The sequence below is a fragment of the Streptomyces sp. CA-111067 genome (genome assembly GCF_050956065.1).
Lineage (GTDB): Bacteria > Actinomycetota > Actinomycetes > Streptomycetales > Streptomycetaceae > Actinacidiphila.
Window position 1 is genome coordinate 7973663 of sequence record NZ_CP192103.1, and the last position, 24748, is coordinate 7998410.

A 24748-nucleotide genomic window follows, 5' to 3' on the forward strand; every position below is an offset into this window, starting at 1 on the left:
AGCTCATCAAGAGCCGCCGACGCGCCAGGTAACCGCCGAGAGGACCCCGCCCGGATCCGCGCTGACGCGCGCGGCCGTCCGGGGTCCCGGCGTCGGCGGCATGACCCTGATCGCCCTCCGCGATCACCGTGCATGCCCTCGAAGGGACACCACTCACCGTGGACCTCGACGTCCAGAACCACGTGCGCGCCCTCGCGCTCGCCTCGCCCGACCACCTCACCAGCGGGCCGTTCGTCATCCGCTACGCCCCCGACTGGCCCAGCCCGTACGCCAATTACGCGATCCCGGACGCCGGCGCCGATCCGTCGCCCGCCGACGTACAGGCCCTGATCGACGTCTTCCGCGCGCGGGACCGCAAGCCGCGCCTGGAGTATCTGCCGTCCTGCGCGCCGCTGGTGGAGCCCGCGCTGCTGGCGGCGGGCTTCGCGGTGGAGAACCGCCCGGCCGTCCTGGCCTGCGCGCGGGGGGAGTTGGCCGATCCCGGGCCGCGGCCCGGCTACGTCATCCAGGAGCCCGCCACCGAGGCCGACTTCGTAAGGGCCGCGCGCGTGCAGCACACCGCGTACGGGCAGTCGGGGGAGCCCGCCCCCGGCGAGATCGGCTGGCTGCGCCGGGCCGCCGGGAACGGGGGAGTGGTCGCGCTGGCCGTGACCGGCGACGGCACGGCGGTCGGCGCCGGCGCCTGCTCGGTGCCCACGCGGGGATTGAGCGAACTGGCCGGGCTCGCGGTCGCGGAAGGCTTCCGGCGGCGCGGCATCGCCGCCGCGCTCTCGGCGTACCTCACCGCGGGCGCCTTCCGCCGCGGCTGCGGGGCCGTCTGGCTGGAACCGGGCACCCCGGACATCGCCAGGATCTACGCCAGGATCGGCTACCGGCCGGTCGGCGAGAAGCTCAACATCTCGCTGCCGTAGGGCCGTTCGGCGTGCGGGCCCGCCCGCGAGGGCCCCGCGGCGGTCCGGGGGGTGAAGAAAACTCCACCTCCCGGACGGCTCCTGGCCGTAGTGACCGGCACCTCCCCGCTGAACGAGAGTCGGTGGTGGCACCGCACCTGACGCGGAGCCGCCACCGACCAGGACGGGGAACCACACCATGGACGACTTCACACGACGCGGCATGCTGCGGGGCACGGCAGCGGTGGCGGTCGGCGGCATCGCGGCCCGGCACGAACTCCCGTCCGGGCGGCGGCCGGCGGCAACGACCGCGGCCCGCACCGGCGGCAGCGCGAAGGCCGGCAGCCGGTTCCCGTTCCTGGAGGGCGTGTTCACCCCGGCGGCCAAGGAGCTGACCGCGTTCGACCTGCCCGTCACCGGCCGCATCCCGCGCGAACTGGACGGCCGCTACCTGCGCAACGGGCCCAATGTGCTGGGCCTTGAGGACCCGCGCGCCCACCACTGGATGCTCGGCGAGGGCATGGTGCACGGCGTCCGGATCCGCGACGGCCGCGCCGAGTGGTACCGCAACCGCTGGGTCAGGTCCTCCGGTGTGGCCGCCAAGCTCGGCGAGCCCTACCCGTGGCAGGCACCGGCCGACGACTTCGCCAACAACACCCACGTCATCGGCTACAAGGGCGTGGTGCTCGCCCTCCAGGAGAGCGGCCCGGCGCCCTACCAGCTGGACGAGGAGCTGAACACGGTCGGCCCGTACGACTTCGGCGGCACGCTCAAGGGCGCCTACACCGCGCACACCAAGTACGACCAGGCCGCCGACGAGCTGCACGCGATCACGTACTACCCGACCTGGGACCACGTACGGCACCTGGTGATCGACCGGACCGGCAGGGTGGTGCGGACGACGAGGATCCCGGTCGCCGACAGCCCGATGATGCACGACTTCGCGCTCACCGAACGGTACGTGGTCGTCTACGACACGCCGGTGACCTTCGACGCGGCCGCCGCCCAGGCAGGCGCGGTGGTGCCGTACGTCTGGAACGACAAGCATCCGGCGCGGGTCGGCCTGCTGCCCAGGGCCGGCGGCAGCATCCGCTGGTTCGAGGCGGACCAGAACACGTACTACTCGCACACCCTGAACGCCTACGACGACGGGACCAAGGTGGTCCTGGACTTCGCGAGCATGCCCACCCCGTTCTACGCCGCCGGGCGCGGCTGCGACGGCCCGTCCTCGCTCGGCACCCCGCGGCTGGACCGCTGGACGGTCGACGTGGAGAGCGGCCGGGTGCACACCCAGCGGATCGACGACCGGCCGCAGGAGTTCCCGCGGATCCGCGAGAGCCTGGTCTCCCGCCGGCACCGCTACGGCTACACGGCCACGGCCGGCGACATGTGGCGGGCCTACGAGACCGTGGACGGCGTCCCGCCGGACACCCACTTCGGCAACGCGCTGCTCAAGCACGACCTGCTGCGCGGCACCACCGAGGTGCACCGGTTCCCCAAGGACTCACCCGCGAGTGAGGCGGTGTTCGTGCCCGCGCACGGGGGCGGGCACGAACACGGCGGGTCCGGACACGGCGGGCACGAACACGGCGGGCCCGCGCACGGCGGCGCCGAGGACGACGGATACACGATGGCCTACGTGCACAACCCCGACCGGGGCGCGGCCGACCTGGTGATCCTGGCCGCGCAGGACTTCACCGCCCCGCCGCTGGCCCGGATCCACCTGCCGGCCAGGGTGCCGCTCGGCCTGCACGGCTCGTGGGTGCCGACGGCCCCCTCCTGACGGTCTCGACAGATTTACTCAGCCGACGTAGTATTTACTCATGCGAGTAAATCCGAGCTCCGTCACCGGCACCGCCCGGCGGGCCCAGATCGTCGCGGCGACCATCGGGGCGATCGCCGAACTGGGCTACCGGCAGGCGACGTTCGCCCGGATCGCCGAGCGCGCGGGGCTGAGCAGCACCCGGCTGATCTCGTACCACTTCGCCGGCAAGGACGACCTGATCAAGGCCGTGATCGAGGACGTCTACGGCGAGCTGGGCGGCTTCATGGGCGAGCGGATGCGCGAGGCGGCGCCGGGGCGGGCCGCGCTGGAGGCGTTCATCCGCTCGCTGGTGGAGTTCATCGCCGGGCACGAGGCCCAGATGCAGGCGCTGATGTCGGTGTTCCTGGAGCACCGCTTCGACGACGGCAGCGGGAGCTACGACGCCGCCACCGACGAGCCGCGGGCCCGTGCGCCGCTGGAGGAACTGCTCACCGCCGGGCAGGAGTGCGGCGAGCTGCGCGACTTCGACGTCTTCGTGATGGCGAGCACCATCCAGCGCGCCCTGGACGGCCTGCCGTACCTGCTGCGCTCCGCGCCCGGCCTCGATCTCGACCGGTACGCCGACGAGCTGGTCACGCTCTTCGACCTGGCGACGAGGAGGAGCCCGTGACCACGCAGCCGCAGGAGGAGCAGCACCAGGAGCCGCAGCCGCAGCCGCAGCCGCAGCCGTCGGCCGGGCCGCCCGGGACGGCCGGACCCCTGATCAGCATGGTGGCCGACATCGCCCTGCCGCTCGGCCTGTTCTACGGGCTGCGCGCCGCCGGCGTCGGCATCTACCTGACGCTGCTGATCTCGGCCGCCGCGCCCGGCGCCCTGGTGGTCGGCCGGCTGGTGCGGTCCCGGCGGCTCGACCACCTCGCGCTGTTCACGCTGACGGTGATCGTGGCCGGCACCGCGGTCTCGCTGGTCTCGGGCAGCCCGCGGCTGCTGCTGGCGCGGGAGGGCTGGATCACGGCGCTGGTCGGGCTGTGGTTCCTCGGCTCGCTCGCCGCCCACCGCCCGCTCGCGTTCCTCTACACCCGCCCGATGCTCGAACGCCGCACCCGGGCGATCGGCCGACCCGTCGACTGGGACGAGCTGTGGGAGCGGCTGCCGCGCTTCCGCCGGCTCTGGCGGGTCGGCACCGCGCTGTGGGGCATCGCCCTGCTCGCCGACTCCGCGGTCCGGGTCACGATGGCCTACACGCTCCCGGTGGACACCGTCCCCGCCCTCAACACCGCGCTCTACGTGGGCACTTCGGTCGCCCTGATCGTGATCACCAACGCCTACTACACCCTCGCGGGCCTCTACCGCCGCGACTCCGCGCTCTACGCGCCACTGGACGCCCGGTGACCCCGCGCCGGGCGGAGGCCACAGCCCCCGGCTTGCGTCACAACGCCCGCGCGGTCAGCACCGGTTGGAAGAAGCCGCTGCGCTCCGGCTCGGTCCACTCCGGTCCGGCGAATCCCGCCTCGGTGACGAACCCGGTCAACTGCCGCCGGGTGAGCGCCCAGTAGCTCGTCCGCCGCACCTCGACCCGCCAGTCCGGCCCGTCCGAGACCAGCTGGAAGTGCTCCAGGTCGTAGTGCTCGCCGTCGTCGTGCCAGTCCCACAGCTGGAAGGTGACGGCCCGGCCGCCGGGCGCGGGCGCGAGCTGCGGGAGGGTGGAGGCCGGTCGGGTGCGGCGGATCTCGTCGTAGGGGCGGGTGCTCAGCACCAGTAGCCCGCCGTCGCGCACGACCCGGCGCATCTCGCCGAGGGCCGCGCGCACGTCCGGTGCGCTGAGCAGATGGGGGAGGGAGTTGTCGGCGCTGAGCACGACGTCGAACCGGCCGTCGGCGAAAGGCAGTTGCCGCATGTCGGCGCCTGCGGCACGCAGCGGGACATCGCGCAGCGCCGCCTCGCGGACCGCACGGGCCGCCGCCGACGGGCTGATGTCGGTACCGGTGACGCGGTGGCCGCGCAGGCCGAGCGCGATGGACTGGGTGCCGATGCCGCAGGAGCAGTCGAGCACCGAGAACGGGCCCCGGTCGTCGCCCTGGCCGAGGGCGGCGCCGATGATCCGATCGAGCGCCGCGCCCTGCCGGGACATCGACGCGTCCCAGTCCGCGTAGAGCAGGTGGTAGTCGGCGGCGAGCCGGTCGTAGAAGCGTGCGACGTCGGAGGGCTCGGGCATCGCGCCAGGCTGACGGCCCGGCCGCGCCGGCCGCGATCACCTTTCCCGACCGGCGCGAACGCCGGGGGCTGGGCGGTGCCGTTGGTCCTGATCGTGAGGCCGAAGCCCTCGGAAACTCCTCCGGATGCCCGAAATCATTCGATACATGGGCACGAAAGGTTTCGGGCCCGGAGGAGGCCGAGGTGGTCAGTCAGCCGGTCACGGCCGGTGTCACGGTGAAGACCGCGTGCAGCCGGCGGGTGTGGTCGAGCCGCCTGACCGGCCCGGTGAGCGTGCAGCTGACGGTCAGCCGCAGGTCGGAGGATGAGGCGCCGAGCCGCAGTTCCAGGTCGCCGGGCTCCACGGCGCGCTGCCCGTCCCGGCCGGTGAACGAGGCCAGGTCGGCGGGCACGGTCACCCGCACCCTGGCCGCCTCGCCCGCGGCCAGCGGCAGCCGCCGGTAGCCGATCAGCCGCTGCACGGGCCGCACCACCGAGGCGACCGGGTCGTGCAGGTAGAGCTGGACGACCTCGGTGCCGGCCCGCTGCCCGGTGTTGCGGACGGTGAAGGCGAGTTCGATCTCGCCGTCCGTCCCGGCCTGAAGGGACGGCACGTCGAGCGCGGTCCAGTGGAAGGTGGTGTAGGACAGCCCGTGCCCGAAGGCGAAGGCCGGCGTCGGGTCGATGCTGGAGACCTCGCTCGCCTGCCCGAGCCGCGCGGCCAGATACCCGGATTCCTGCACGCCCGGCCGCCGCGGCACGCTGATCGGCAGCCGCCCCGACGGGTTGACCCGGCCGGCCAGCACGCCGGCGATGGCGGTGGTGCCCTCCTCGCCGGGGAAGAAGGACTGCACGACGGCGGCGGAGTCGGTGACCGCCCGGCCCAGCGCGTAGGGGCGTCCGGCCAGCAGGGTGACGACCACGGGTGTCCCGCAGTCCAGCAGGGTGTCCAGCAACTCCTGCTGCACGCCGGGCAGTCGCAGCGACTCGACGTCGCAGCCCTCGCCGCTGGTGCCGCGGCCGAAGAGCCCGGCCCGGTCGCCGAGGGCGAGGACGACCACATCCGCGGTCTGCGCCAGTTCCGTGGCCCGCGCGAAGCCGCCGGTGTCGGGGCCGTCCACGCTCGCGCCCGGCGCGGTGACGATCTCGGTGTCGGGGAACTGCGCCGCCAACGCCTCGCGCAGCGTGGGCAGTTCGATGCCCGCCGGCACCTCCGGGTGCCGCTCGCCGACGTGCACCGGGAAGGCGTAGCAGCCCAGCACCGCCGTCGGGGTGTCGGCGTTGGGGCCGATCAGCGCGATCCTGGCCGGCCGGCCGAGCGGCAGGACGCCGTCGTTGCGCAGCAGCACGATGCTCTGCTCGGCGACCTCCCGGGCCAGCGCCCGGTTGGCGGCGCTGTCCAGGTCCACGGTGCCGCGCAGCCGCGCCGGGTCGCCGTCGGCGGTGCCGGCCAGCGCCTCGGGCACCGGGTCCCAGCCCGCGTCGAGCAGCCCCAGCTGCGCCTTCTGGATCAGCACCCGGCGCAGCGCGCGGTCCACCAGCTCCTCGGCCGTCCGGCCGTCGGCCACGGCTTTCAGCAGTGGCTCGCCGAAGGCCTTCACGGTGGGCAGTTCGACGTCCACGCCCGCGGCCAGTGCCGCGCCGGCCGCCTCCCCCAGGGTGGCGGCGACCCCGTGCAGGGTCTTGAGGAAGGCGATGCCGAAGTAGTCGGCGACCACGGTGCCGGTGAAGCCCCAGCGCTCCCGCAGCAGTCCCGTCAGCAGCCGCTCGTCGGCAGCCGACGGCAGGCCGTCGGTGTCGGTGTAGGCGTGCATGACCGAGCGGGCGCCGCTCTCCCTGACCGCCATCTCGAACGGCGGCAGGATCACGTCGGCGCGCTCCCGTTCGCCCATCGAGACCGGCGCGAGGTTGCGGCCGGCCCGGGAGGCGGAGTACCCGGCGAAGTGCTTCAGGGTGGCGACCACCCCGGCGGACTCCAACCCCTTCACATAGGCGGTGGCCAGGGTGCCGACCAGGTAGGGGTCCTCCCCGATGGTCTCCTCGACCCGGCCCCAGCGGGCGTCGCGCACCACGTCGAGTACCGGCGCGAGGCCCTGGTGCACGCCGACCGAGCGCATGTCGCGGCCGATCCGGCCGGCCATCGCCCCGATCAGCTCAGGGTGGAAGGTGGCGCCCCAGGCCAGCGGCACGGGGTAGGCGGTGGCGCCCCAGGCGGCGAAGCCGGCCAGGCACTCCTCGTGCGCCACCGCCGGGATGCCGAACCGGTTCGCGGCGGCGATGCTGCGCTGGGTGCGCAGCAGCGACAGCGCGCCGAGCGCGGGGTCCACCGGGGCGGTGCCGAAGGACCGGGTGAGCTGGCCGAGGCCCTGCGGCAGCAGCGCCTCGAGCGAGACCGACTCCTCCATGTCGTGCTGGTACGGGGCGACTTCGCCGCCCTCGTCCGATGCCCCCACCCACACCCCGAACAGCTGGGCGGTCTTCTCCTGCAGGGTCATCTCGGCGATCAGGGCGTCCGCGCGGACCTCCGGCGGCAGCGCCGGATCGCGCCAGGCGGCGGCAGCGGGATCTGTCTCTTCGACCACGGTGTCGGTCACTTTCCTCCGACGCCCATCAGCCCCTGTACCAGGGCGCGGCGGGCGAACAGGTAGACGATGAAGATGGGCAGCATCGACAGCACCACCGCGGCCAGCAGGCCGGGGATGTCGACGCCGTGCTCGGTCTGGAAGTTGAACAGGCCAAGGGTGATCACCTTGGACGAGTCGGACTGGGTCAGCACCAGCGGGAACAGGAAGCCGTTCCACGCCTGGAGCGCCGAGAAGACCATGATCGTGGACAGCCCGCCCTTGGACAGCGGCACCACCAGCTGGAAGAACACCCGCGACGGCGAGGCCCCGTCCATCGCCATGGCCTCGTACAGGTCGGGAGTGATGTCCCGCATGACACCGGTAAGGATCAGCGCGCACACCGGCAGCGAGAAGGCCGCGGTGGGCAGGATGACGCCGATCAGGTTGTCGTAGAGGCCGGCCTTGCTGATCACGTAGAACATCGGCACGATGACCGCCTGCGCGGGGATCGCCAGGCCGAGCAGGAACAGCCGGAAGACGCCCGTGGTGATCCGGCCCTGGCTGCGCACGATGGAGTACGACAGCGGCGGCACCACCAGCAGCACGATGGCCACCACGGCCAGCGTCACCAGCAGGGTGTTGAGGAAGAAGTGGCCGAAGCCGTTGGAGAAGTCCTGCGTGTAGTTGTGCAGCGTGAAGTGCTTGGGGAAGGCCAGCGGGCCGTTCGCGGAGTAGTCGGTGCGGTCCTGGAGGGTGGCCGCCAGCATCACGTACAGCGGCAGCCCGATCAGGAACAGCCAGACCACGGACCCAAGACCCGCCAGGTAGTTGGGACGGCGCCTCATCACAGTCCCTCCGACGTGCTGCGCATCTTGTCGTAGCCGGAGACCTTGACGACGATCAGCGAGATGACCGTGGCGGCCAGCACCAGCACCAGCGCGATGGCCGAGCCGCCGCCGAAGTCGAAGCTCTTGAAGGCCCGTTGGTACATGTAGTAGGCGCTGATGGTGGTGTCGGTGCCCGGGCCGCCCTGGGTCAGGATCAGCACGGTGTCGAACGTGGTGAGGCCGCCGACCACCATCAGGATCATCGAGGTGATCATCGTGTTGCGCAGCTGCGGCAGCGTGATGTGCCAGAACTGCCGTATCCGGCCCGCCCCGTCGATCGCCGCGGCCTGGTAGAGCACCTGCGGGACCGCCCGGGCGGCACCCTGGTAGATCAGGGTGTGGAACGGCGTGTACTGCCAGGCCCCCACGAACACCAGCACCCCGATGGAGCTGGTCTGCCTGCCGAACAGGTTGCCGTCCCCGAACAGCCACTTCGCCTGCGCGGGCACGCCGAAGTTCGGGTCGAGCAGCGCCCGCCACAAGATGGACACCGCAGTCGCCGAGAGCAGCAGCGGTACGAAGTAGATCGCGGACAGGATCGCCCGGTTGAGCTGGCGGCCGGCCGCCCACACCCCGAGCAGGATGCTCAACGGGGTCTGGACGACGACCCCGAGCACCGTGATCAGCACGCTGAGCCACAGGCTCTGGATCATGGTGTGGTCATGGATCAGCGCCCGCCAGTTGTCGAGCCCGGCGAACTCGGGCGAGCCGAGGCCGTCCCAGCTCGCGAAGGACAGCACCGCGACCAGGACCAGCGGGACGACGGCGAAGAGCAGGAAGAACACGGTGGCGGGCAGCGCCCAGACGAATCCGGGTCGGGCCACGGCGGCGCCGGACCGGCGGACCGGCCGGCGCCTCGCCACCGTGCGTTCAGCGGTGGTGGTCATGTGGGGGTCCCGGTTCAGGATGTGGGCAGGGCCTGCATGGCCTTGATGAAGCCGTCGGCGTCGAGCTTGCCGTCGAAGAACTGCTGTACGGCGGTGTGCATGGCCTCGCTTGCGGACTGCGGATAGGCCTGGTCCCAGGACAGCTGGAACGAGGGCGCGTCCTTGACCATGTCGTACTGGTACTCGGCGTAGGCCGGATCGGCCGCGGTGCTGAGGAAGTTGGTGGTGTTGGTGGTGGTCGGCAGGTTGCCGATCGCCATGTGCGCCTTCACGAACTCGTCGGAATACATCAGCTTCAGGAACTGCGCGATGGCGTCCGGGTACTTGGTCTTCTTCATGACCGAGTAGAAGTTGTTGGTGTTGCCGACGACGTCCTTCGGGTCGCCCTGGCCGCCGCTGACGGTCGGGAACGAGGTGTAGCCGAGGCCGGTCTTGGCGAAGTCGGGGTTGTCCTGCTGCTGCTGGGAGTAGTACCAGGAGCCCATCAGCTCGAAGCCGGCCTTGCCCTGCGCGACCAGCGAGACCGAGCCGCCGTCGGTGTACTTCACCGAGTCGTAGCTCTTGCCGAACGCGCCGGCGTCGACGAGCTCCTTCAGCTGCGACAGCGCCTTGCGGCTGTCGGGGCTGTCCCAGGCGCTCTTGTCGCCCGCCATGGCCTTGTCGAACAGGCCCGGGCCCGCGACGCGGTCGTACATGTACTCGTACCACATCAGCGTCGGCCACTGGTCGCCGCCGCCGAGCGCGATCGGGGTGATGTGCTTGGCCTTGAGGGTCTTGACCACGCTCAGCAGGTCGTCCCACGTCTTGGGCGCGGACACGCCCGCGTCGGCGAGCACCTTCTTGTTGTTGAAGAGCAGCACCGGCTGGGTGCCGCGCATCGGGATGCCGTAGGACTTGCCGTCCAGCACCGCGCTGTTGAACACCGACGGCAGGAAGTTCGACTTCAGCCCCGGGTCCTTGGCGATCATTCCGTCGAGCGGCAGCAGCAGGCCGGCCTTGACGAAGGGCGCGATGCTGCCGCCGCCCCAGTTGTAGAAGACGTCGGGGGCCTGCTTGGTGCTGATGATCGTCTGCAGCTTCTGCTGGTAGTCCGCGCCGGGGATGGTCTGCAGGACCGCCTTGACCTTCGAGGTCTTGTTGAACGTGGCGACGATCTGCTTCTCGACGGTGTTCGTCGCGTCCCCGTAGACCAGGACCTTGAAGCTGCCGGAGCCGCTGCCGCCGGAGCTGCTGCCACCGCACGCGGCCAGCGTCAGTCCGAGGGCGAGGGCCGCGCTGCCGGCCACGGCGCGGGGGAGCCATCTCTTCTTCATCATCGGCCTCTCGAAATGTATCGGCATTGATACCGAAAGTTGCTGCGGGCTGTGACGCTAGGCTCAGCTCGGAATCCGGTCAAGGCTCGGGCTCTGAGTTATCGAAGCGTTACTTGACCTGGTGCCGTACGCTGCGGCCATGGATACTGAGGAACGTCCGGGCAAGGTGACCCTGGCGCAGATCGCCGAAACAGCCGGGGTCTCGGTGCCGACAGTTTCGAAAGTGCTCAACGGGAGGCAGGACGTCTCGCCGCCGACCCGGCAGAAGGTCGAGCGGCTTCTCGAGGTGCACGGCTACCGCCGCAGCTCCAGGTCGGCGCCCGAAGTCCCGCTGATCGAGATCGTGTTCCACGAACTCGACGCGATCTGGGCGATGGAGCTGATCCTCGGCGTCGAGAAGGTCGCCAAGGACACCGGCTCCAGCGTGGTGCTGACCCAGAGCGGCACCCGGCACGCGCCGGGCCCGGAGTGGATCGAGGGCGTGCTGCGCCGCCGGCCGCTCGGCGTGATCCTGGTCTTCTCCGCGCTGCCCCAGGAGTACAAGCAGCAGCTGCGGTCGCGGTCCATCCCGTTCGTGATCATCGACCCGGCCGGCGACCCCGAGCCGGACGTGCCCTCGGTCGGCTCGGCCAACTGGTCGGGCGGCCTGGCCGCCACCCGGCACCTGATCGAGCTGGGCCACCGCCGGATCGGCATCATCACCGGCCCCGAGGACATGATGTGCTCGCTGGCCAGGCTGGACGGCTTCCGGTCCGCGATGACCAGCGCGGGCCTTGAGCCCGACCCGTCACTCGTCTCGTTCGGCGACTTCCACGTCGAGGGCGGCTACGAGCGGGCGATGGCGATGCTGCGCCGCACCGACCGGCCCACCGCCGTCTTCGCCGGCAGCGACCTCCAGGCGCTGGGCGTCCTTGAGGCGGCCGGCGCGCTCGGCCTGCGCACGCCGGAGGACCTGTCGGTGGTCGGCTACGACGACGTGCCGGTGGCCAAGTGGTCGCGGCCCGCGCTCACCACCGTCCACCAGCCGCTCCGCAAGATGGCCGAGGCGGCGTCCGAGATGCTGCTGCGGCTGCACGCGGGGGAGCACACCACCACCCGGCTCGAACTGGCCACCAGCCTGGTGGTGCGGAAGAGCACGGCGCCGCCGGCGGCCTGAGCCTCGCCCCGGGCCTGAGCCCCCAGGGCACCCCCGGCATGCCCGCGCACGGGCGTAGGGTCGGGGGAAGGTGAACGTTCAGCCATTGCGTGGGCATGGAAATGCGCGGGAAGTACGGAGGTGGCCGATGCCCGTAATCGGGGCGCCGCAGCGGGCGCTGTGGGTGACGGCCGCGGCCGGGCTCGCGGTCGACCAGGTGACCAAGGCCGTCGCCGCCGTGGTGATCGAGGGCAAGCCGCCCCGGCACGCGCTCGGGGTGACCTTCACCGCGATCCGCAACTCGGGCGCGGCCGGCTCCTTCGCGCCGAACGCGACCGTGGTCTTCACGCTGCTGGCGCTCAGCGCGCTCGCGTTCATCACCTGGACCTCGTCGTCCCTGCGGTCGGTGAGCTGGGGCGTCGGCCTCGGACTGATCTTCGCGGGCGCCGGCGGCAACCTCAGCGACCGGATCTTCCGCACGCCCGGCTTCGGCCGCGGCGCCGTCCTCGACTTCCTCCAGATCGGCCACTCCGGCATCTTCAACCTCGCCGACCAGTGCGTGACCTTCGGCGCGCTGACGGTCCTGGTACTGACCGTCCGCGGGGTCCCGATGCGGGCGGGCGACGGCCCGCTGACCCCACGGTCGGCCGGCGGACCGGAGGACGGCGGCAGGTGAGGCGGCCGGCCCGCAGGCGGCCCGCTCACGGATACGGGTCGGCGGGGTCGTACCGGATGTACGGGGACGCGAAGACGTAGTCCGGCGGGTGCCCGGTGTCGTGCCCGGTGTGCCGGGCGACCACGAACTGGAACCCGAGCGGCGGCGTGCCGTCCCCGGCCGCCGTCTCCACCACCCTGGCCACCGAGTTGCGCAGCATCCGGTAGGCGGGAGCGCCGGTGAGGTCGGCGCCGTACCGCTTCATCACGGTGATCAGCTCGCTGCAGACGTCGAACAGGCCCTTCTCCCGGCGGCGGCCGGGGAACCACAGCATCTGGGACGGCCGCCGGTCCGAGATCGCCGACGCCTCCAGCCAGCCGGACGTGCCGCCGCCGGCCGCCTCGGTGCGGTAGAGCACGTGGTAGTCGTGCTGGGCCGGCTCGGGCGCGAAGAACCGCCAGTTCGGAACGGCGACGCCGGTCCTGTCGCGCTCCGCGACCCGGTCGAACTCGCGGCTGGGGTGCTGGCTGAGCACGGTGACCGTGAACCAGGCGGCGAGGCCGCCGAGCGCGAGCGCGGCGGGCAGGCCGCCGGCGCCGGGGCCGGCAGACCCGTCGGATCCGGGGAGGTCAGGGAAGCGAACGGGCATCGGCGGCCTCGCCTTCCTGCTGTTCCTTCGCTGCCGGCACGGCGGCGCCAGGCGCCAGGGCGCCGATGAACTCGCCGAGCAGCGCGGCGATCCGGGTCGCCGGCTCCCGCCCGGTGACCGCGCTGTCGCGGTGCACGTCCAGCTCGTGGCGCACCGACCAGGGCGCCGCCCGGGCGTACTCGTCCTGGAGATCGCGCTGCGCGTCAGTCAGTTCGCGGGTGCAGGTCAGCAGGCAGACCGGTACGCCGGTCGGCGGCAGCGGCTCCTCGTACGCGCTGAAGCGGGTCAGGGTGCCGCGCCACTCGCGCAGCGCGGCCGACCAGTTCGCCGGGTCGCGGTACTGCGCGTCGGCCAATTCCCTGACCTGCTCCGGCAGTTCACCGAGCCAGTCGGGGGACTTCAGCAGCGGGCCCAGGCACAGCCGCAGCGACACCGCGGTCTGCCGGAGGCTCGCGGTGGCCCGCCGGCCGTCCGGATCCTGCGCGGGGCCCTCGTCTCGCAGCTCGGCCGGATGCCCGGGCGCGACCAGGCCGATCCCGGCGACCGTGCCCGGCAGCAGGCGCGCGGCCGTGACGGCGATGTGGCCGCCGAGCGCGTGGCCGACCAGCACCACCGGCCGTCCGTCCGCCACGTGCGCGGCGAGCTCGGCCAGGTCGCGGGCGGCGGCGTCGATGTCGAAACGGCGCGGGCCCGCGTAGCCGCTCCGGCCGTAGCCCGCGCGCTGGTAGGTGACCACCCGGTGGCCCTCGGCCAGTGCCGACACCAGCCATTCGGCGCGCTCCGCCGTCGAGTTGAGCGCGCACTCCAGCACCACGACCGGCGCCGCCGGGTCCTGGATGCCGCCGGGCGGCTCGATCCACCGGTAGGCCAGGGTGTTGCCCGAGGCCGTCGCCAGCTCCGACTCGTCGCCCCTGCCGCGCAGGACGATCGCGTGCTGACGGACCCGGGAGGCGGCTCCGACGGCCCAGGCGGCGGCCAGCAGCCCGCCGGCGACGACGGGAAAGGCGTCATGGCGGCGCTCGACCCGGCCGTCCGCCCAGGTCCGCACCCGTGGCCCGGTGACGTAGTGGACGGCCGGGTGCATCGAGCCGAACGAGGTGAGGAAACGGCCGAGGCCCATCACCCCGGCGTTGGCGAGGTGGAAGCCGCCGACCGCGGTCACCATCAGCCGGGCCGTCCGCCCCCTGGCCACCAGCACCACGGGGAAGGCGCACTCCAGGGCGAGTACGGCGGTGCTCGCCACCCGCCCGGCGCGCGGGTACGCGGTCAGCAGCCGCCAGACCCGCGGCTCGCCGTACGAGCGGGTGCGCATGACGCCGGTCAGCGCCCGGCCGCTGCGCCAGTTCTCGCTGGTCACCTTGACCCAGCCGGAGGTCGCGTACGACAGCACCGACTGAAGCCCGGCGAACCACAGACAGGCGTCCACCACCTGCGGCCTGCGCTCGGCGGCCCTGGCGAGTGCGGCCGTGCTCTGCACGAGGAAGGACACCTGGTCCGAGCCGTCGGTGCCATACCGATTGCGCGGATAGAGCGCCATCGAGGTGACCGAAAGCACCAGGTCGGCGCCCACCCGCCCCCGCCGCGGAAGCGGCGCGAGCAGCGCCACCGCGGCGGCCACCCGCGCGCCGTGCAGCACCCGGGTCCCGCGCGGACTCGACACCAGGTCGAGCGCTTTGCGGGCGGGGCCGGGCAGATCGCCGTAGTGCGCGCGACTGACCCGCCAGTCATTGAGCCCCCCGGGCTCCCGATCGTCCCCGGAGACCAGGTATTCGAGGCTCGACACCAGGTGGGTGAGGGCACTGAGCCGCTCCATGGCGGAGAGCGCGGCAGCCCGGCTGAGCGGCCCGCGCCGGGGTAGGCCACGCCCCGGAAAGGCGCGACCCGGAAAGCCGGGGCCGGGCAGGCTGCGGTCGGGCAGGTCGGCGCCAGGTGCGCCGGGGCCGGGAGCGCCGGGACCGGACAAGCCGGGGCCGGGCAGGCTGCGGTCGGGCAGGTCGGCGCCAGGTGCGCCGGGGCCGGGTGCGCCGGGACCGGACAAGCCGGGGCCGGGCAGGCTGCGGTCGGGCAAGCCGGGGTCGGGTGCGCCGCGACCGGGGCCGGCGCGTCCTGGTCCGTCGCGGCCCAGCAGTCTGAGGCTGGATTCGCCGAGTCCCGGTCCGCCACGGCTCGGCGCAGCCGGTGCGGTGGTGGAACGCGGCAGCAGCCGCGGTATCGACCTCACCCGTCGTCCCCCCTTCCCGGCGCCCCGCGCCGGTCTTGCGCCGGTCCTGCGCCGGTCCTGCGCCGGTCCCGTTCCCGAACGGCCGTTCCCCGCGTTCTGGAGCTGTGGTGAAGGAACTGGGCTACAGTATTCACCTCAGCTGATGCAGCGATCGTGGCCCGGCCGGATCGGACTGTCAAGGCCGGTCCCACGGGCGGCAGTTGCCGCTCAGTGGCCGTCCGGCCCGTGCGGGCCGCTCACCGTCCATGGAGGTTTCGATGTCCGAACTTCTCAAGCAGGCAAACGCCGACGGCGCCCTGGCCGCGATCCCGCTGCACGCCGCCGAGGTGCAGCTGATGTCGCACCCCGACGTGATGCCGATCCTGTCCGTGCACCTCGTGACGAGCAGCGTCTGCATCTCCGTCTGCCTGATCACCGGCTGATCGCACGGCGACGGGCCCCAGAACCCGGCAACCGGTGACCCCGTGACCCGGTGGCCGGAAACCGGCGCCCGGCGGAGGCTGCTCCGCCGGGCGCCGGGTCCCCGTCCGCTGCTCGCGTCAGATGCTCAGGCGGGCAGGGTGTACTGCTGGTTGGTGCCGCCGGCGCAGGTCCAGATCTGCAGCCGGGTGCCGTTGGCCGAGCTGGGCCCGGTGGCGTCGAGGCACTTGCCGGACTGCGGGTTGACCAGGGTGCTGCCGGACTTCTGCCACACCTGGGAGCCGGTGCCGTTGCAGTCGTACAGGTCCACCTTCGTGCCGTTGGCGGTGCCCGCGGCGGTCACGTCCATGCACTTGCCCAGCGCCTTCAGCGTCCCGTCCGAGCCGACCGTCCAGCTCTGCGCGGTGGTGCCGTTGCAGTCGTAGAGCTGCACCGCCGTGCCGTTGGCGTTCGAAGCGCCCTTGAGGTCGACGCACTTGTTGGCGTAGGCCGAGTGGATCGGACCGGTGCCGCCGGTGGGCGGCGGGGTCGTACCGCCGCCGCCGACCCAGGTGGTGGCCGCGGACGAACCCACCGAGTCGATCGCGGAGTTGTTCTCCACCGGGCTCGGCACCTTGCCGGGGAAGACGATGAAGGTCACCGGCCCCTCCGTGCCGCCGGTCGCCGGATCGGGGTCGATGCCGAGCGCGGTGGCCAGCGAGTACGAGCCCTCGCCGATGATGTCGTCCGGGCCCTCGTCGGCGAAGGTCGCGTAGACGACCTTGTTGTTGTAGACCACGGCCGCCACGCTGCCCGGCGAGATGCCCGCCGACTGGTAGTTGAAGCGGCTGCTGGGCAGCGGGATCACGTAGTAGTGCGTGGTCTCGGAGGTGAAGAACTGCCCGGTGGAGGTCTGGAACGAGGTCTCGTCGAAGTACGACGGGTCGGTGGAGTTGTTGCAGTGGCTGGTGGTGATCCCGTCGCAGTCGATGTCCATGTCGGACGTCCAGGTGTACGCGGAACCGTTCTTGCAGATCTGCACGGTGGCCGCTTCGCCCTCGTCGGTGGCGTACTTGCCGTTCGAGGCGGGCGTGCAGTTCGCGGCCTTCGCCAGCAGCTGCGAGGCGGAGGGTCCGGCGGCGGCAGCGGCGGGGTGGGTACCGGCCGCGTTGGACGCGGTCGCACCGACGCTGACCGCTGCGGCGAAGGTGGCGGCGGCTATCCCGAGGGCGGCAAGGCCCAGCCGGAAGCGTTTACGTCTCATGGGTCTCCTCTTCCGATCTTCTGATCCGTGACGAACGAAGGTGGGGGGGTGGAAGCGGGGCCGAACGGTTTGATAGGTAACCTTACTGACAATTACATGTCAAGAGATGGTGCACGGCGGGTTGCCGGGGCGGGCGAGGCCGATCGGACAGAGCCGTCATTCCGGGCGACAATGGATGGGCGGCAGCGCGCACCGCGCGCGGCCCAGCGGAGAGCAGGATCCCGCGGCCCAGCGGAGAGCAGGACCCCGCCGCCCTGCGGCGAGAGGGAGGACGACACCCGTGGAGACAGCCCGCCGATGACGCCCGCCCCTCCGCCGACGCCCCCGCCGGCCGGGCCGCCGACACCCGCGCCCGCTCCGCCGCCGGAAGGCCCCGACCCCTTCGTCCGCGTCAGGGCCGCCCGCGAGCACAACCTGCGTGCTGTCGACGTCGACATCCCGCGCGACGCCCTGACCGCCTTCACCGGCGTCTCGGGCTCCGGCAAGTCGTCGCTCGCCTTCGGCACCCTCTACGCCGAGGCCCAGCGCCGCTACTTCGAGTCCGTCGCGCCGTACGCCCGCCGGCTGATCCAGCAGGTCGGCGCGCCCAAGGTCGGCGAGATCAGCGGGCTGCCGCCCGCCGTCGCCCTCCAGCAGCGCCGGGGCACGCCCAGCTCGCGGTCCTCGGTCGGCACCGTCACCACCCTGTCCAACCTGCTGCGGATGCTCTTCTCCCGGGCCGGCAACTACCCGCCAGGCACCACCGAGCGGCTCGACTCCGACGCCTTCTCGCCGAACACCGCGATCGGCGCCTGCCCCGAGTGCCACGGCCTCGGCCGGGTGCACCGGGTCACCGAGTCCTCGCTCGTCCCCGACCCGTCGCTGAGCGTCCGCGAGCACGCGATCGCCGCCTGGCCCGGCGCCTGGCAGGGCAAGAACCTGCGGGACGTCGTCCAGGCACTCGGCTACGACATCGACCGGCCCTGGCGGGAGCTGCCGCAGGCCGACCGGGACTGGATCCTGTTCACCGACGAGCAGCCGGTGGTCACCGTGCACCCGGTCCGCGAGGCCGGCCGGATCCAACGGCCCTACCAGGGCAAGTTCATGAGCGCCCGGCGCTACGTGCTGCGCGCCTTCTCCGACTCCAAGAGCCCGGCGACCCGGCGGCGCATGCAGCGCCATATGGAGACGTCCCGCTGCCCGGTCTGCGACGGCCGGCGGCTGCGGCCCGAGGCGCTCGCGGTGACCTTCGCCGGACACGACATCGCCGCGCTGGCCGCGCTGCCGCTCGCCGACCTCGCCGGGATCCTCCGGAAGACCGCCGGGCTCGCGGAACCGGCCGCCGCGGTGCCCTCGTTCGACTCGGGTCCCGGCACCGAGGCCGCGGTGGCACTGGCCGCCGACCTGGTCGGCCGGATCGACGTCCTGGTCGGCCTCGGCCTCGGCTACCTGAGCATGGACCGGCCCACCCCGACGCTGTCGCCGGGCGAGTCGCAGCGGCTGCGGCTGGCCACCCAGCTGCGCTCCGGCCTGTTCGGCGTCGTCTACGTCCTGGACGAGCCGTCCGCCGGCCTGCACCCGGCCGACACCGAGCCGCTGCTCGACGTCCTGGACCGGCTGCGGGCCGAGGGGAACACGCTGTTCGTGGTCGAGCACGACATGGACGTGGTGCGGCGCGCCGACTGGGTGGTGGACGTCGGGCCCGGCGCGGGGGAGTACGGCGGGCAGGTGCTCTACAGCGGTCCGGTGGCCGGCCTGGAGCGGGTGGCGGAGTCGGCCACCGGCCCGTACCTTTTCGGAGCCGGCGCGCGGCCACGTGAGTCGCGTACCCCACGGAAGCCGGCGCACTGGCTGCGGCTGCACGGCGTCAACCGGCACAATCTGCGGGATCTCGACGTGGCCGTGCCCCTCGGCGTCTTCACCGCCGTCACCGGCGTGTCCGGCTCGGGCAAGTCCACTCTGGTCAGCCAGGTGCTGGCCGAGGCGGTGCGGGCGCATCTGCACCCGGAGGAGGACGCGCCCGGGACCGACGGCGGGGAGTCGCAGGACGAGGCGACCGAGGACGGCGAGGCGTGGGAGGGGGAGGCCGAAGGCCCCGGCGTCGCGGCGGTCGACGGGCTCGACCTCGTGGACCGTCTGGTGCGCGTCGATCAGCGGCCGATCGGCCGCACCCCGCGATCGAACCTGGCCACGTACACCGGCCTGTTCGACGCCGTACGGCGGCTCTTCGCCGGCACCGAGGAGGCGCGGGCCCGCGGCTACAGCCCCGGGCGGTTCTCGTTCAACGTGGCCGGCGGGCGCTGCGAGACCTGCCAGGGCGAGGGGTTCGTCGCCGTCGAACTGCTCTTCCTGCCCGGCACCTACGCGCCCTGCCCGACCTGCCACGGCGCCCGCTACAACCCCGAGACGCTGGAGATCAGCTACCGCGGCCGCAGCATCGCCGACGTGCTCGGCCTGTCGGTCGACGCCGCCGCCGAGTTCTTCGCCGACGTGCCGGCCGCGGCCCGCAGCCTGAAGACGCTGCGCCAGGTGGGGCTGGGCTATCTGCGGCTCGGGCAGCCCGCCACGGAGCTGTCGGGCGGCGAGGCGCAGCGGATCAAGCTCGCGTCCGAGCTCCAGCGTGCCCGCCGTGGGCACACCCTCTACCTGCTGGACGAGCCGACCACCGGCCTGCACCCCGCCGACACCGATCTGCTGATGCGGCAGCTGCACGGCCTGGTGGACGCGGGCAACTCGGTGGTGGTCGTGGAGCACGACATGGGGGTGGTGGCGGGCGCGGACTGGGTGCTCGATCTTGGCCCGGGGGCCGGTGAGGAGGGCGGCCGGGTGGTGGCCGCGGGGCCGCCCGCCGAGATCGCCCGGTCGGAGCGGAGCCGGACGGGGCCGTATCTGGCGGCGCGGCTGGACTGAGGGGGTGCGGGTCCCGCGGTGCCCGCCGCCAGGCCCCTTGCGTACGGTGTGGGTGATCCACATCCACCCGACCGAGGATGGTTCCACCATGGCGCTGTTCGACCTGCCCCTCGACGAGATGCGCGGCTACCGGAGCCGCTCCGTGGAACCGGCCGACTTCGACCGGTTCTGGGCCGAGACCCTCGCCGAGACGCGCGAGCACGACCTCGACGCCCGTTTCGAGCCCGTCAGGACCGGGCTGAGCACGCTGGACGTCTTCGACGTCACCTTCGCCGGCTTCGGCGGCCACCCGGTCAAGGGCTGGCTGATACTGCCCGCCGGGGCCACGGAACCGCTGCCCGTGGTCGTCGAGTACGTGGGCTACGGCGGCGGGCGCGGGCTGCCGCACACGCACCTGCTCTGGGGCTCGGCCGGCTTCGCGCACTTCGTCATGGACACCAGGGGGCAGGGCGCCGGGTGGGGCGGCGGCGGCACGCCCGACCCGGTGGGCAGCGGCTCGTCGTTCCCCGGCTTCATGACCCGGGGCATCGAGGACCCGGCCGACTACTACTACCGGCGGGTGTTCGCCGACGCCGTGCGCGCGGTCGAGGCGGCCCGCGCCCACCCCCTGACGGACGCCTCGCGTACGGCGGTCACCGGCGTGAGCCAGGGCGGCGGGATCACCATCGCGGTCAGCGGACTCGTACCGGACCTGGTGGCGGTCGCACCCGACGTGCCGTTCCTCTGCGACTTCCCGCGGGCGACGACGATCACCGACAACAGGCCGTACCGCGAGGTGGGCGACTACCTCAGGACGTACCGGGGCCGCACCGAGGCGGTCAGCCGCACGCTGGGCTACTTCGACGGCGTGCACTTCGCCGCGCGCGGCCGGGCTCCCGCGCTGTTCTCGGTCGCCTTGGAGGACGAGACCTGCCCGCCGTCGACGGTCTTCGCCGCGTTCAACGCCTACGCGGGGCCCGGCAGCAGCATCGAGGTGTACGACTTCAACGACCACGAGGGCGGCGGCCCGTACCAGCAGGCCGCCCAACTGGCCTGGCTGCCGGAACGGCTGACCGCCTGAGCGTGCCCGTTCCGGCCCGGGGCCGTGGCGCGCTGCCGCCGGTCAGGGCCCGGTCCCGGTTACGGTGGGTGGATGAGCGCAGCGCGGCGGGTGGAGGAGGACGAGGCGGAGGCGGAGACGGCGCCGACCGCCCCGGCCGAGCGGCACCATCATCCGGTGACCCGGCTGGCACTGGGCATCGCCGGCAGCGTGCTGCTCGTCGTCGGCGTGGCCCTGCTGGTGCTGCCGGGCCCCGGCATGCTGCTCGTCCTGGCCGGCCTGGTCCTGCTCTCCCGCGCGGTCCCGGCCGTGGCCCGCTTCGAAGAACCGGTCCGCGCCCGCGCGATCCAGGGCGTCGAGGCAAGCGTGGCCTCCCCCTGGCGCATCGCCGGCTCCGTCCTGGCCGGCCTCGGCCTCCTCGCGGCCGGCGTCGTCTGGGGCACCAAGGCGATCTCCTGGCTCCCCTTCAACGGCTGGAGCACCGGCTCCAGCCTGATCCTCTCCGGCCTGATCCTGCTGGGCCTCCTGGCCTGGAGCTACCGCCGCGTCCACGGCGGAGCGGACGGGGACGCGAGCTAGCGCTCGTTGCGCCCGCCGGATCCACCAGGTGCGGCAACACGGCGATCACACAGGGCCGTTACAGTTCCTGCCGACGTGCCACGCCGACCGGTCCGGTCGGCGGTCGAGCGCGGATCGTGATGTGGGGGACACAAGGAATGTCGGGTGGAGTGACGGCCGTGCGCGGGCTGCTGATCGCGGCGGCGCTGGTGCCGGTCCTGGTGGGAGCTGCCGGGTGCGGCGGGGACAGCACGGGCGGCGAGGGCAAGAGCGAAGCGCCGGGGCGGGCGCTGACCGCGGGCGAGTTGAAGCGGGCCCTGGTCGGGACCGCCGATCTGCGCGGACCGCTATACGAGGGGCTCGACGAGGCGCTGCCCGCCGGCGCCGGAGTCTCCGGACCTGACAACGCCGCCTGCACGCCGCTGGTGGAGCAGCTCGGTACCTTCCCGCGCCGCGTCCCGGTCCGCGCCCAGGCCGTGCAGATCATCGACGACATCAGGGACAAGGACGCGATGCACACCTCGTCGGAGTTCCTGGCCGGCTACGCGCCCGGGGGCGCGCGGCAGACGATGGCGGCGCTGCGCACCGCGCTGAAGAGCTGCAAGACCTTCACCGTCAAGGATGGGCACGGCGGCCGGGTCTCGATGACGACCACATCGGCAGCCGCCGTCAAGGCCGGTGACGACGCCGTGGCCTACCTGGTCCACAACGGCGGCAGCAGCAGCCCCACCGCGCTGCTCACCGTCGTCCGCACCGGTGAACAGACCGCCACTTACCAGTCGTTCGCCACCTTCCACAAGCCTCCACTGCTGCCGAAAGACGTCGCGGTCGCTCAGGACAAGAAGCTGCGCGCCGTGGCGGTGTGACCTAGGGTCGGCTCTACGATCTTGGGGCTACGGGGAGGAAGCGGGACATGGCTGACGGGTTCGAGTTGCTGGCCGAGGCGCATGCGTATCTGCTGGCGGTGGTGAAGGGCGTGCCGGCTGACGGGTGGGAGCGGGCCACGCCGTGCTCCGAGTGGACGGTCGGGCAGGTGTACAACCACGCCCGGCTCGACCAGCTCGCGCTGACCATGAACATCACCGAAGTGCCGCCGAGCAGCGACCCGTTCGAGCCGGAGCCGGCCGTCCCGGCCGACCCGGTGGGGGAGTTGGAGGCCGTGCTCAAGCAGGCGGCGGCCGCGTGGGAGTCAGGGCGGGAACTGGAGAGCGTGGCCACGCCGATGGGGCCGATGCCGGCCTCCGCCGGCGCGGCGGTCGCGGCGCTCGACGCGGGCCTGCACGCCTGGGACATCGCCCGGGGCACCGGGCAGGAACTCCCGCTCGGCGACGAACTGGCCGCCGGGATCTCCGAGATGACCGGACACGTCGTGACGTTCGTCCGCGACTCCTTCGGCAAGTTCGGTCCCGAACGGCCGGCGGACGACGGCGCGGGGCACGCAGCCCGGCTGCTGTCCTTCACCGGCCGCGACCCGCTCTGGCAGCCGCAGGGCTGAGCGCCCCCGGCGGGACGGGCGGCCGATCGCGCACCCGTCCGTCCCGCCGAAACGCTTCACGCCTCCTCGCCGTCCCCCACCAGCAGCCGCGCGTAGGCCGCGGACGACCGCTGGTAGCGGGGCAGATGGCGGGCCAGCGCCGTCACGGTGATCGAGACGGCCTCGCGTTCCCGCCCGACGTCGGTCAGCGCGAGCGCGAGGAAGACGCTGACGGCGTCGTCGAGGTGGTCCGACCCGGTCTCGCGCTCCGCGGTGAGCAGCGCGACGCTCTCCTCCGACCGCCCGAGGTTCCGCAGCGAACTGGCCATCTGTATGACCGCGCGCCGCCGCCGCTCCCCGCCGAGCCCGAGCGCGAGCGCCCGCTCATAGAGCGGAACGGCGAGGTCGGAATGCCCGGTCGAGTCGAGCGCGGCCCCGCGCTCGAACACGGCGTCGGGATGATCTGGCGGCAGCTCGGCGGCGAGCTCGTCCATCAGCGCGGTGAACTCCTGCTCGCTGTGACTGTCGAGCGCGGCCCAGAGGTCGGTGACGCGCCGCTCCCACCCGGCGTCGGACTCGGGACCGTCGCTGCGGGTGGTCGAGGTCTGGGCGGGGGTCGATGCGGTCATGGTCGATGTCTCCTCGGGGTGGGCGCGGGCCGGTGTGGTGCGACGGGCCTGTCAGAGGCCGTCCCATGGGGGGCGCCGCACGGCCGCCATCCTCGGCAGGACGCTAGGCTGGCTGCCAGTGATTCGGTGACCGCCGAATCAGATCCGAGCGGCGCGCCGCGCGCGGGGCGGTCTCGGCGACGTGCGGGCCTGTGCAGGTGGGGCCCGTACGAGCCGTCGCCGCTGAGGCGGATTCCGTCCGTGCACGCGGGCCCCTTCCTCGCGGGCGGGCGCCCGCAACGCTCGCCTCTCCCGCGCGGGCGGCCCCGCCCGCGTCCACCCTCGGACGACCAAGGAGCCCTCATCGCCGTCACCCTCCGCTTCAGCCCCGCCGACCTGCGGCGCTGCCGCTTCGCCATCTCGCCGGCGTTCGAGACGCTGGCCGCCGTCCGGGTGGCCACCGGGCCGCAGCCGGCCGGGCATCATGCGCGGTGGCTGGCGGACGTGCGGGGGCGGGTCGGCGCGCTCGATCTGCGGGCGATCACGCTGCTCCAGCCGCGGCGCGGCTACACGCCCGACTTCCTCTCGCCGCCGCCGAGCGGCCCGAGCGCGGGGTTCGGCGACGACCTCGGCAGGATCCGGGCCACCCCGCCGGACCGGGTCGCCGCCGAGATCGCGCGCAGCCTCGCGGACACCCCGGGCGCGGCGGAAAGCGCGATCGGACGCCGGCTGCTCGGCGACCCCGCCGAGACCCTGGACTGGCTGGCGGAGCTGATCGCCGACACCTGGCGGGCCGCCGTCGAACCGTACTGGCCGCAGGTGCGCGCGCTGCTGGACACCGACGTCGGCTTCCAGTCGCAGCGGCTGGCAGCCGGCGGGCTCGACCGGCTGTTCGCCGAGCTGCACCCGGACCTGTCCTGGCAGGACAACACCCTGACCCGGGCCCTTGGTGACGACGACCACCGCGAACTGGCCGGTGAGGGGCTGGTGTTGATGCCCAGCGCGTTCAAGTGGGACCAGGTGGTGGTGGTCACCGACCCGCCCTGGCAGCCCACCGTGATCTATCCGGCCCGCGGCCTCGGCACCCTGTGGCAGCCCGCCGGCGGTACGGCCGGCGCGGCGCTCGGCCGGCTGATCGGACGTACCCGGGCCGCGCTGCTCAGCGGCCTCACCGACCCGGCGGCCACCGCGACCCTCGCGCACCGGCACGCACTGGCGGCCGGCACCGTGTCGGAGCACCTGACCGTGCTCCGGGACGCCGGTTTCGTGACCGGCGAGCGCTTCCGCTACGAGGTCCGCTACCGCCGCACCCCGCTCGGCGACGCGGTCGTCGACCACGCCTGACACCTCCCGGCGGC

22 protein-coding genes are annotated in these 24748 nt (G+C 72.9%); 13 read left to right on the plus strand and 9 right to left on the minus strand.

Features of this window, described 5'->3' with window-relative positions:
* Positions 1-158: 158 nt before the first annotated feature.
* The 4 genes from ACQPW6_RS35235 (at position 159) to ACQPW6_RS35250 (ending at position 4047) form a co-directional block, all read left to right on the plus strand.
* Complete coding sequence (locus ACQPW6_RS35235; RefSeq protein ID WP_433893783.1) at positions 159-911, plus strand: GNAT family N-acetyltransferase; 753 nt, start codon at positions 159-161, stop codon at positions 909-911.
* A 178-nt stretch (positions 912-1089) separates the two neighbouring features.
* Positions 1090-2673 (plus strand): carotenoid oxygenase family protein, encoded by a 1584-nt coding sequence (locus ACQPW6_RS35240; protein ID WP_433893784.1) that lies wholly within the window; start codon positions 1090-1092, stop codon positions 2671-2673.
* Positions 2674-2713: 40 nt separating this feature from the next.
* On the plus strand, positions 2714-3325 hold the full coding sequence (locus tag ACQPW6_RS35245) for a TetR/AcrR family transcriptional regulator (protein WP_433893785.1): 612 nt from the start codon (positions 2714-2716) through the stop codon (positions 3323-3325).
* A complete protein-coding gene (locus tag ACQPW6_RS35250) occupies positions 3322-4047 on the plus strand; it encodes a VC0807 family protein (protein ID WP_433893786.1) in 726 nt (241 codons plus the stop codon). Before ACQPW6_RS35245 ends, ACQPW6_RS35250 begins: the two co-directional genes overlap by 4 nt.
* 37 nt (positions 4048-4084) lie before the next feature.
* Here the strand turns inward: ACQPW6_RS35250 and ACQPW6_RS35255 are convergent, their stop codons facing one another.
* The 5 genes from ACQPW6_RS35255 to ACQPW6_RS35275 form a co-directional block, all read right to left on the minus strand.
* Positions 4085-4870 carry a class I SAM-dependent methyltransferase gene (locus ACQPW6_RS35255; protein ID WP_433893787.1) on the minus strand — a complete coding sequence of 262 codons (786 nt, stop codon included), beginning with the start codon at positions 4868-4870 and terminating at the stop codon, positions 4085-4087.
* Positions 4871-5060: 190 nt separating this feature from the next.
* Positions 5061-7343, minus strand: coding sequence for a beta-glucosidase family protein (locus tag ACQPW6_RS35260; RefSeq protein WP_433894761.1), 2283 nt, complete (start codon positions 7341-7343; stop codon positions 5061-5063).
* Between the two features lie 95 nt (positions 7344-7438).
* Positions 7439-8257 (minus strand): carbohydrate ABC transporter permease, encoded by an 819-nt coding sequence (locus tag ACQPW6_RS35265; RefSeq protein WP_433893788.1) that lies wholly within the window; start codon positions 8255-8257, stop codon positions 7439-7441.
* Positions 8257-9186 (minus strand): carbohydrate ABC transporter permease, encoded by a 930-nt coding sequence (locus ACQPW6_RS35270; RefSeq protein WP_433893789.1) that lies wholly within the window; start codon positions 9184-9186, stop codon positions 8257-8259. Before ACQPW6_RS35270 ends, ACQPW6_RS35265 begins: the two co-directional genes overlap by 1 nt.
* Before the next feature lie 14 nt (positions 9187-9200).
* Entirely contained in the window at positions 9201-10502 is a 1302-nt protein-coding gene (locus ACQPW6_RS35275; protein WP_433893790.1) for an ABC transporter substrate-binding protein, read from the minus strand.
* Between the two features lie 136 nt (positions 10503-10638).
* Here ACQPW6_RS35275 and ACQPW6_RS35280 point away from each other — a divergent pair, with 136 nt between their 5' ends.
* Positions 10639-11655, plus strand: coding sequence for a LacI family DNA-binding transcriptional regulator (locus ACQPW6_RS35280; RefSeq protein ID WP_433893791.1), 1017 nt, complete (start codon positions 10639-10641; stop codon positions 11653-11655).
* 127 nt (positions 11656-11782) lie between these two features.
* Positions 11783-12310 (plus strand): signal peptidase II, encoded by a 528-nt coding sequence (locus ACQPW6_RS35285; protein WP_433893792.1) that lies wholly within the window; start codon positions 11783-11785, stop codon positions 12308-12310.
* 25 nt (positions 12311-12335) lie between these two features.
* Here ACQPW6_RS35285 and ACQPW6_RS35290 read toward each other — a convergent pair whose 3' ends face one another.
* Both ACQPW6_RS35290 and ACQPW6_RS35295 read right to left on the minus strand, forming a co-directional pair.
* On the minus strand, positions 12336-12938 hold the full coding sequence (locus ACQPW6_RS35290; protein WP_433893793.1) for a DUF5819 family protein: 603 nt from the start codon (positions 12936-12938) through the stop codon (positions 12336-12338).
* Positions 12919-14751, minus strand: a complete 1833-nt coding sequence (locus ACQPW6_RS35295; RefSeq protein WP_433893794.1) for an alpha/beta fold hydrolase — start codon at positions 14749-14751, stop codon at positions 12919-12921. Before ACQPW6_RS35295 ends, ACQPW6_RS35290 begins: the two co-directional genes overlap by 20 nt.
* Positions 14752-15416: 665 nt before the next feature.
* Between ACQPW6_RS35295 and ACQPW6_RS35300 the strand changes: the two genes are divergently transcribed.
* Positions 15417-15581 carry a hypothetical protein gene (locus ACQPW6_RS35300; RefSeq protein ID WP_433893795.1) on the plus strand — a complete coding sequence of 55 codons (165 nt, stop codon included), beginning with the start codon at positions 15417-15419 and terminating at the stop codon, positions 15579-15581.
* A gap of 125 nt (positions 15582-15706) precedes the next feature.
* On the opposite strand, the gene ACQPW6_RS35305 is transcribed toward ACQPW6_RS35300, so the two are convergent.
* A complete protein-coding gene (locus ACQPW6_RS35305; protein WP_433893796.1) occupies positions 15707-16822 on the minus strand; it encodes an RICIN domain-containing protein in 1116 nt (371 codons plus the stop codon).
* A 297-nt stretch (positions 16823-17119) separates the two neighbouring features.
* On the opposite strand from ACQPW6_RS35305, the gene ACQPW6_RS35310 reads away from it, so the two are divergent.
* From ACQPW6_RS35310 to ACQPW6_RS35330, 5 genes are all read left to right on the plus strand, one after another.
* Positions 17120-19711 carry an ABC transporter gene (locus tag ACQPW6_RS35310; RefSeq protein ID WP_433893797.1) on the plus strand — a complete coding sequence of 864 codons (2592 nt, stop codon included), beginning with the start codon at positions 17120-17122 and terminating at the stop codon, positions 19709-19711.
* 88 nt (positions 19712-19799) lie between these two features.
* Positions 19800-20771, plus strand: a complete 972-nt coding sequence (locus tag ACQPW6_RS35315) for an acetylxylan esterase (RefSeq protein ID WP_433893798.1) — start codon at positions 19800-19802, stop codon at positions 20769-20771.
* A gap of 72 nt (positions 20772-20843) precedes the next feature.
* On the plus strand, positions 20844-21329 hold the full coding sequence (locus ACQPW6_RS35320; protein WP_433893799.1) for a PGPGW domain-containing protein: 486 nt from the start codon (positions 20844-20846) through the stop codon (positions 21327-21329).
* Positions 21330-21478: 149 nt separating this feature from the next.
* Positions 21479-22174, plus strand: coding sequence for a hypothetical protein (locus ACQPW6_RS35325; protein WP_433893800.1), 696 nt, complete (start codon positions 21479-21481; stop codon positions 22172-22174).
* Positions 22175-22221: 47 nt separating this feature from the next.
* Entirely contained in the window at positions 22222-22803 is a 582-nt protein-coding gene (locus tag ACQPW6_RS35330) for a TIGR03086 family metal-binding protein (RefSeq protein ID WP_433893801.1), read from the plus strand.
* Between the two features lie 56 nt (positions 22804-22859).
* On the opposite strand, the gene ACQPW6_RS35335 is transcribed toward ACQPW6_RS35330, so the two are convergent.
* On the minus strand, positions 22860-23411 hold the full coding sequence (locus ACQPW6_RS35335; protein ID WP_433893802.1) for a tetratricopeptide repeat protein: 552 nt from the start codon (positions 23409-23411) through the stop codon (positions 22860-22862).
* Between the two features lie 240 nt (positions 23412-23651).
* Between ACQPW6_RS35335 and ACQPW6_RS35340 the strand changes: the two genes are divergently transcribed.
* Positions 23652-24734, plus strand: coding sequence for a DUF5937 family protein (locus ACQPW6_RS35340; protein ID WP_433893803.1), 1083 nt, complete (start codon positions 23652-23654; stop codon positions 24732-24734).
* Positions 24735-24748: the final 14 nt, after the last annotated feature.

Excerpts from the sequence above, each read along its gene's own strand:
- ACQPW6_RS35245 (WP_433893785.1), top strand. The coding sequence starts at position 2,714 with ATGCGAGTAAATCCGAGCTCCGTCACCGGCACCGCCCGGCGGGCCCAG.
- ACQPW6_RS35290 (WP_433893793.1), bottom strand. The coding sequence starts at position 12,938 with ATGCCCGTTCGCTTCCCTGACCTCCCCGGATCCGACGGGTCTGCCGGC.
- ACQPW6_RS35305 (WP_433893796.1), bottom strand. The coding sequence starts at position 16,822 with ATGAGACGTAAACGCTTCCGGCTGGGCCTTGCCGCCCTCGGGATAGCC.
- ACQPW6_RS35330 (WP_433893801.1), top strand. The coding sequence starts at position 22,222 with ATGGCTGACGGGTTCGAGTTGCTGGCCGAGGCGCATGCGTATCTGCTG.
- ACQPW6_RS35285 (WP_433893792.1), top strand. The coding sequence starts at position 11,783 with ATGCCCGTAATCGGGGCGCCGCAGCGGGCGCTGTGGGTGACGGCCGCG.
- ACQPW6_RS35310 (WP_433893797.1), top strand. The coding sequence starts at position 17,120 with ATGACGCCCGCCCCTCCGCCGACGCCCCCGCCGGCCGGGCCGCCGACA.
- ACQPW6_RS35270 (WP_433893789.1), bottom strand. The coding sequence starts at position 9,186 with ATGACCACCACCGCTGAACGCACGGTGGCGAGGCGCCGGCCGGTCCGC.
- ACQPW6_RS35260 (WP_433894761.1), bottom strand. The coding sequence starts at position 7,343 with ATGACCCTGCAGGAGAAGACCGCCCAGCTGTTCGGGGTGTGGGTGGGG.
- ACQPW6_RS35280 (WP_433893791.1), top strand. The coding sequence starts at position 10,639 with ATGGATACTGAGGAACGTCCGGGCAAGGTGACCCTGGCGCAGATCGCC.
- ACQPW6_RS35335 (WP_433893802.1), bottom strand. The coding sequence starts at position 23,411 with ATGACCGCATCGACCCCCGCCCAGACCTCGACCACCCGCAGCGACGGT.
- ACQPW6_RS35275 (WP_433893790.1), bottom strand. The coding sequence starts at position 10,502 with ATGATGAAGAAGAGATGGCTCCCCCGCGCCGTGGCCGGCAGCGCGGCC.
- ACQPW6_RS35255 (WP_433893787.1), bottom strand. The coding sequence starts at position 4,870 with ATGCCCGAGCCCTCCGACGTCGCACGCTTCTACGACCGGCTCGCCGCC.
- ACQPW6_RS35295 (WP_433893794.1), bottom strand. The coding sequence starts at position 14,751 with ATGGAGCGGCTCAGTGCCCTCACCCACCTGGTGTCGAGCCTCGAATAC.
- ACQPW6_RS35265 (WP_433893788.1), bottom strand. The coding sequence starts at position 8,257 with ATGAGGCGCCGTCCCAACTACCTGGCGGGTCTTGGGTCCGTGGTCTGG.
- ACQPW6_RS35315 (WP_433893798.1), top strand. The coding sequence starts at position 19,800 with ATGGCGCTGTTCGACCTGCCCCTCGACGAGATGCGCGGCTACCGGAGC.
- ACQPW6_RS35240 (WP_433893784.1), top strand. The coding sequence starts at position 1,090 with ATGGACGACTTCACACGACGCGGCATGCTGCGGGGCACGGCAGCGGTG.
- ACQPW6_RS35300 (WP_433893795.1), top strand. The coding sequence starts at position 15,417 with ATGTCCGAACTTCTCAAGCAGGCAAACGCCGACGGCGCCCTGGCCGCG.
- ACQPW6_RS35320 (WP_433893799.1), top strand. The coding sequence starts at position 20,844 with ATGAGCGCAGCGCGGCGGGTGGAGGAGGACGAGGCGGAGGCGGAGACG.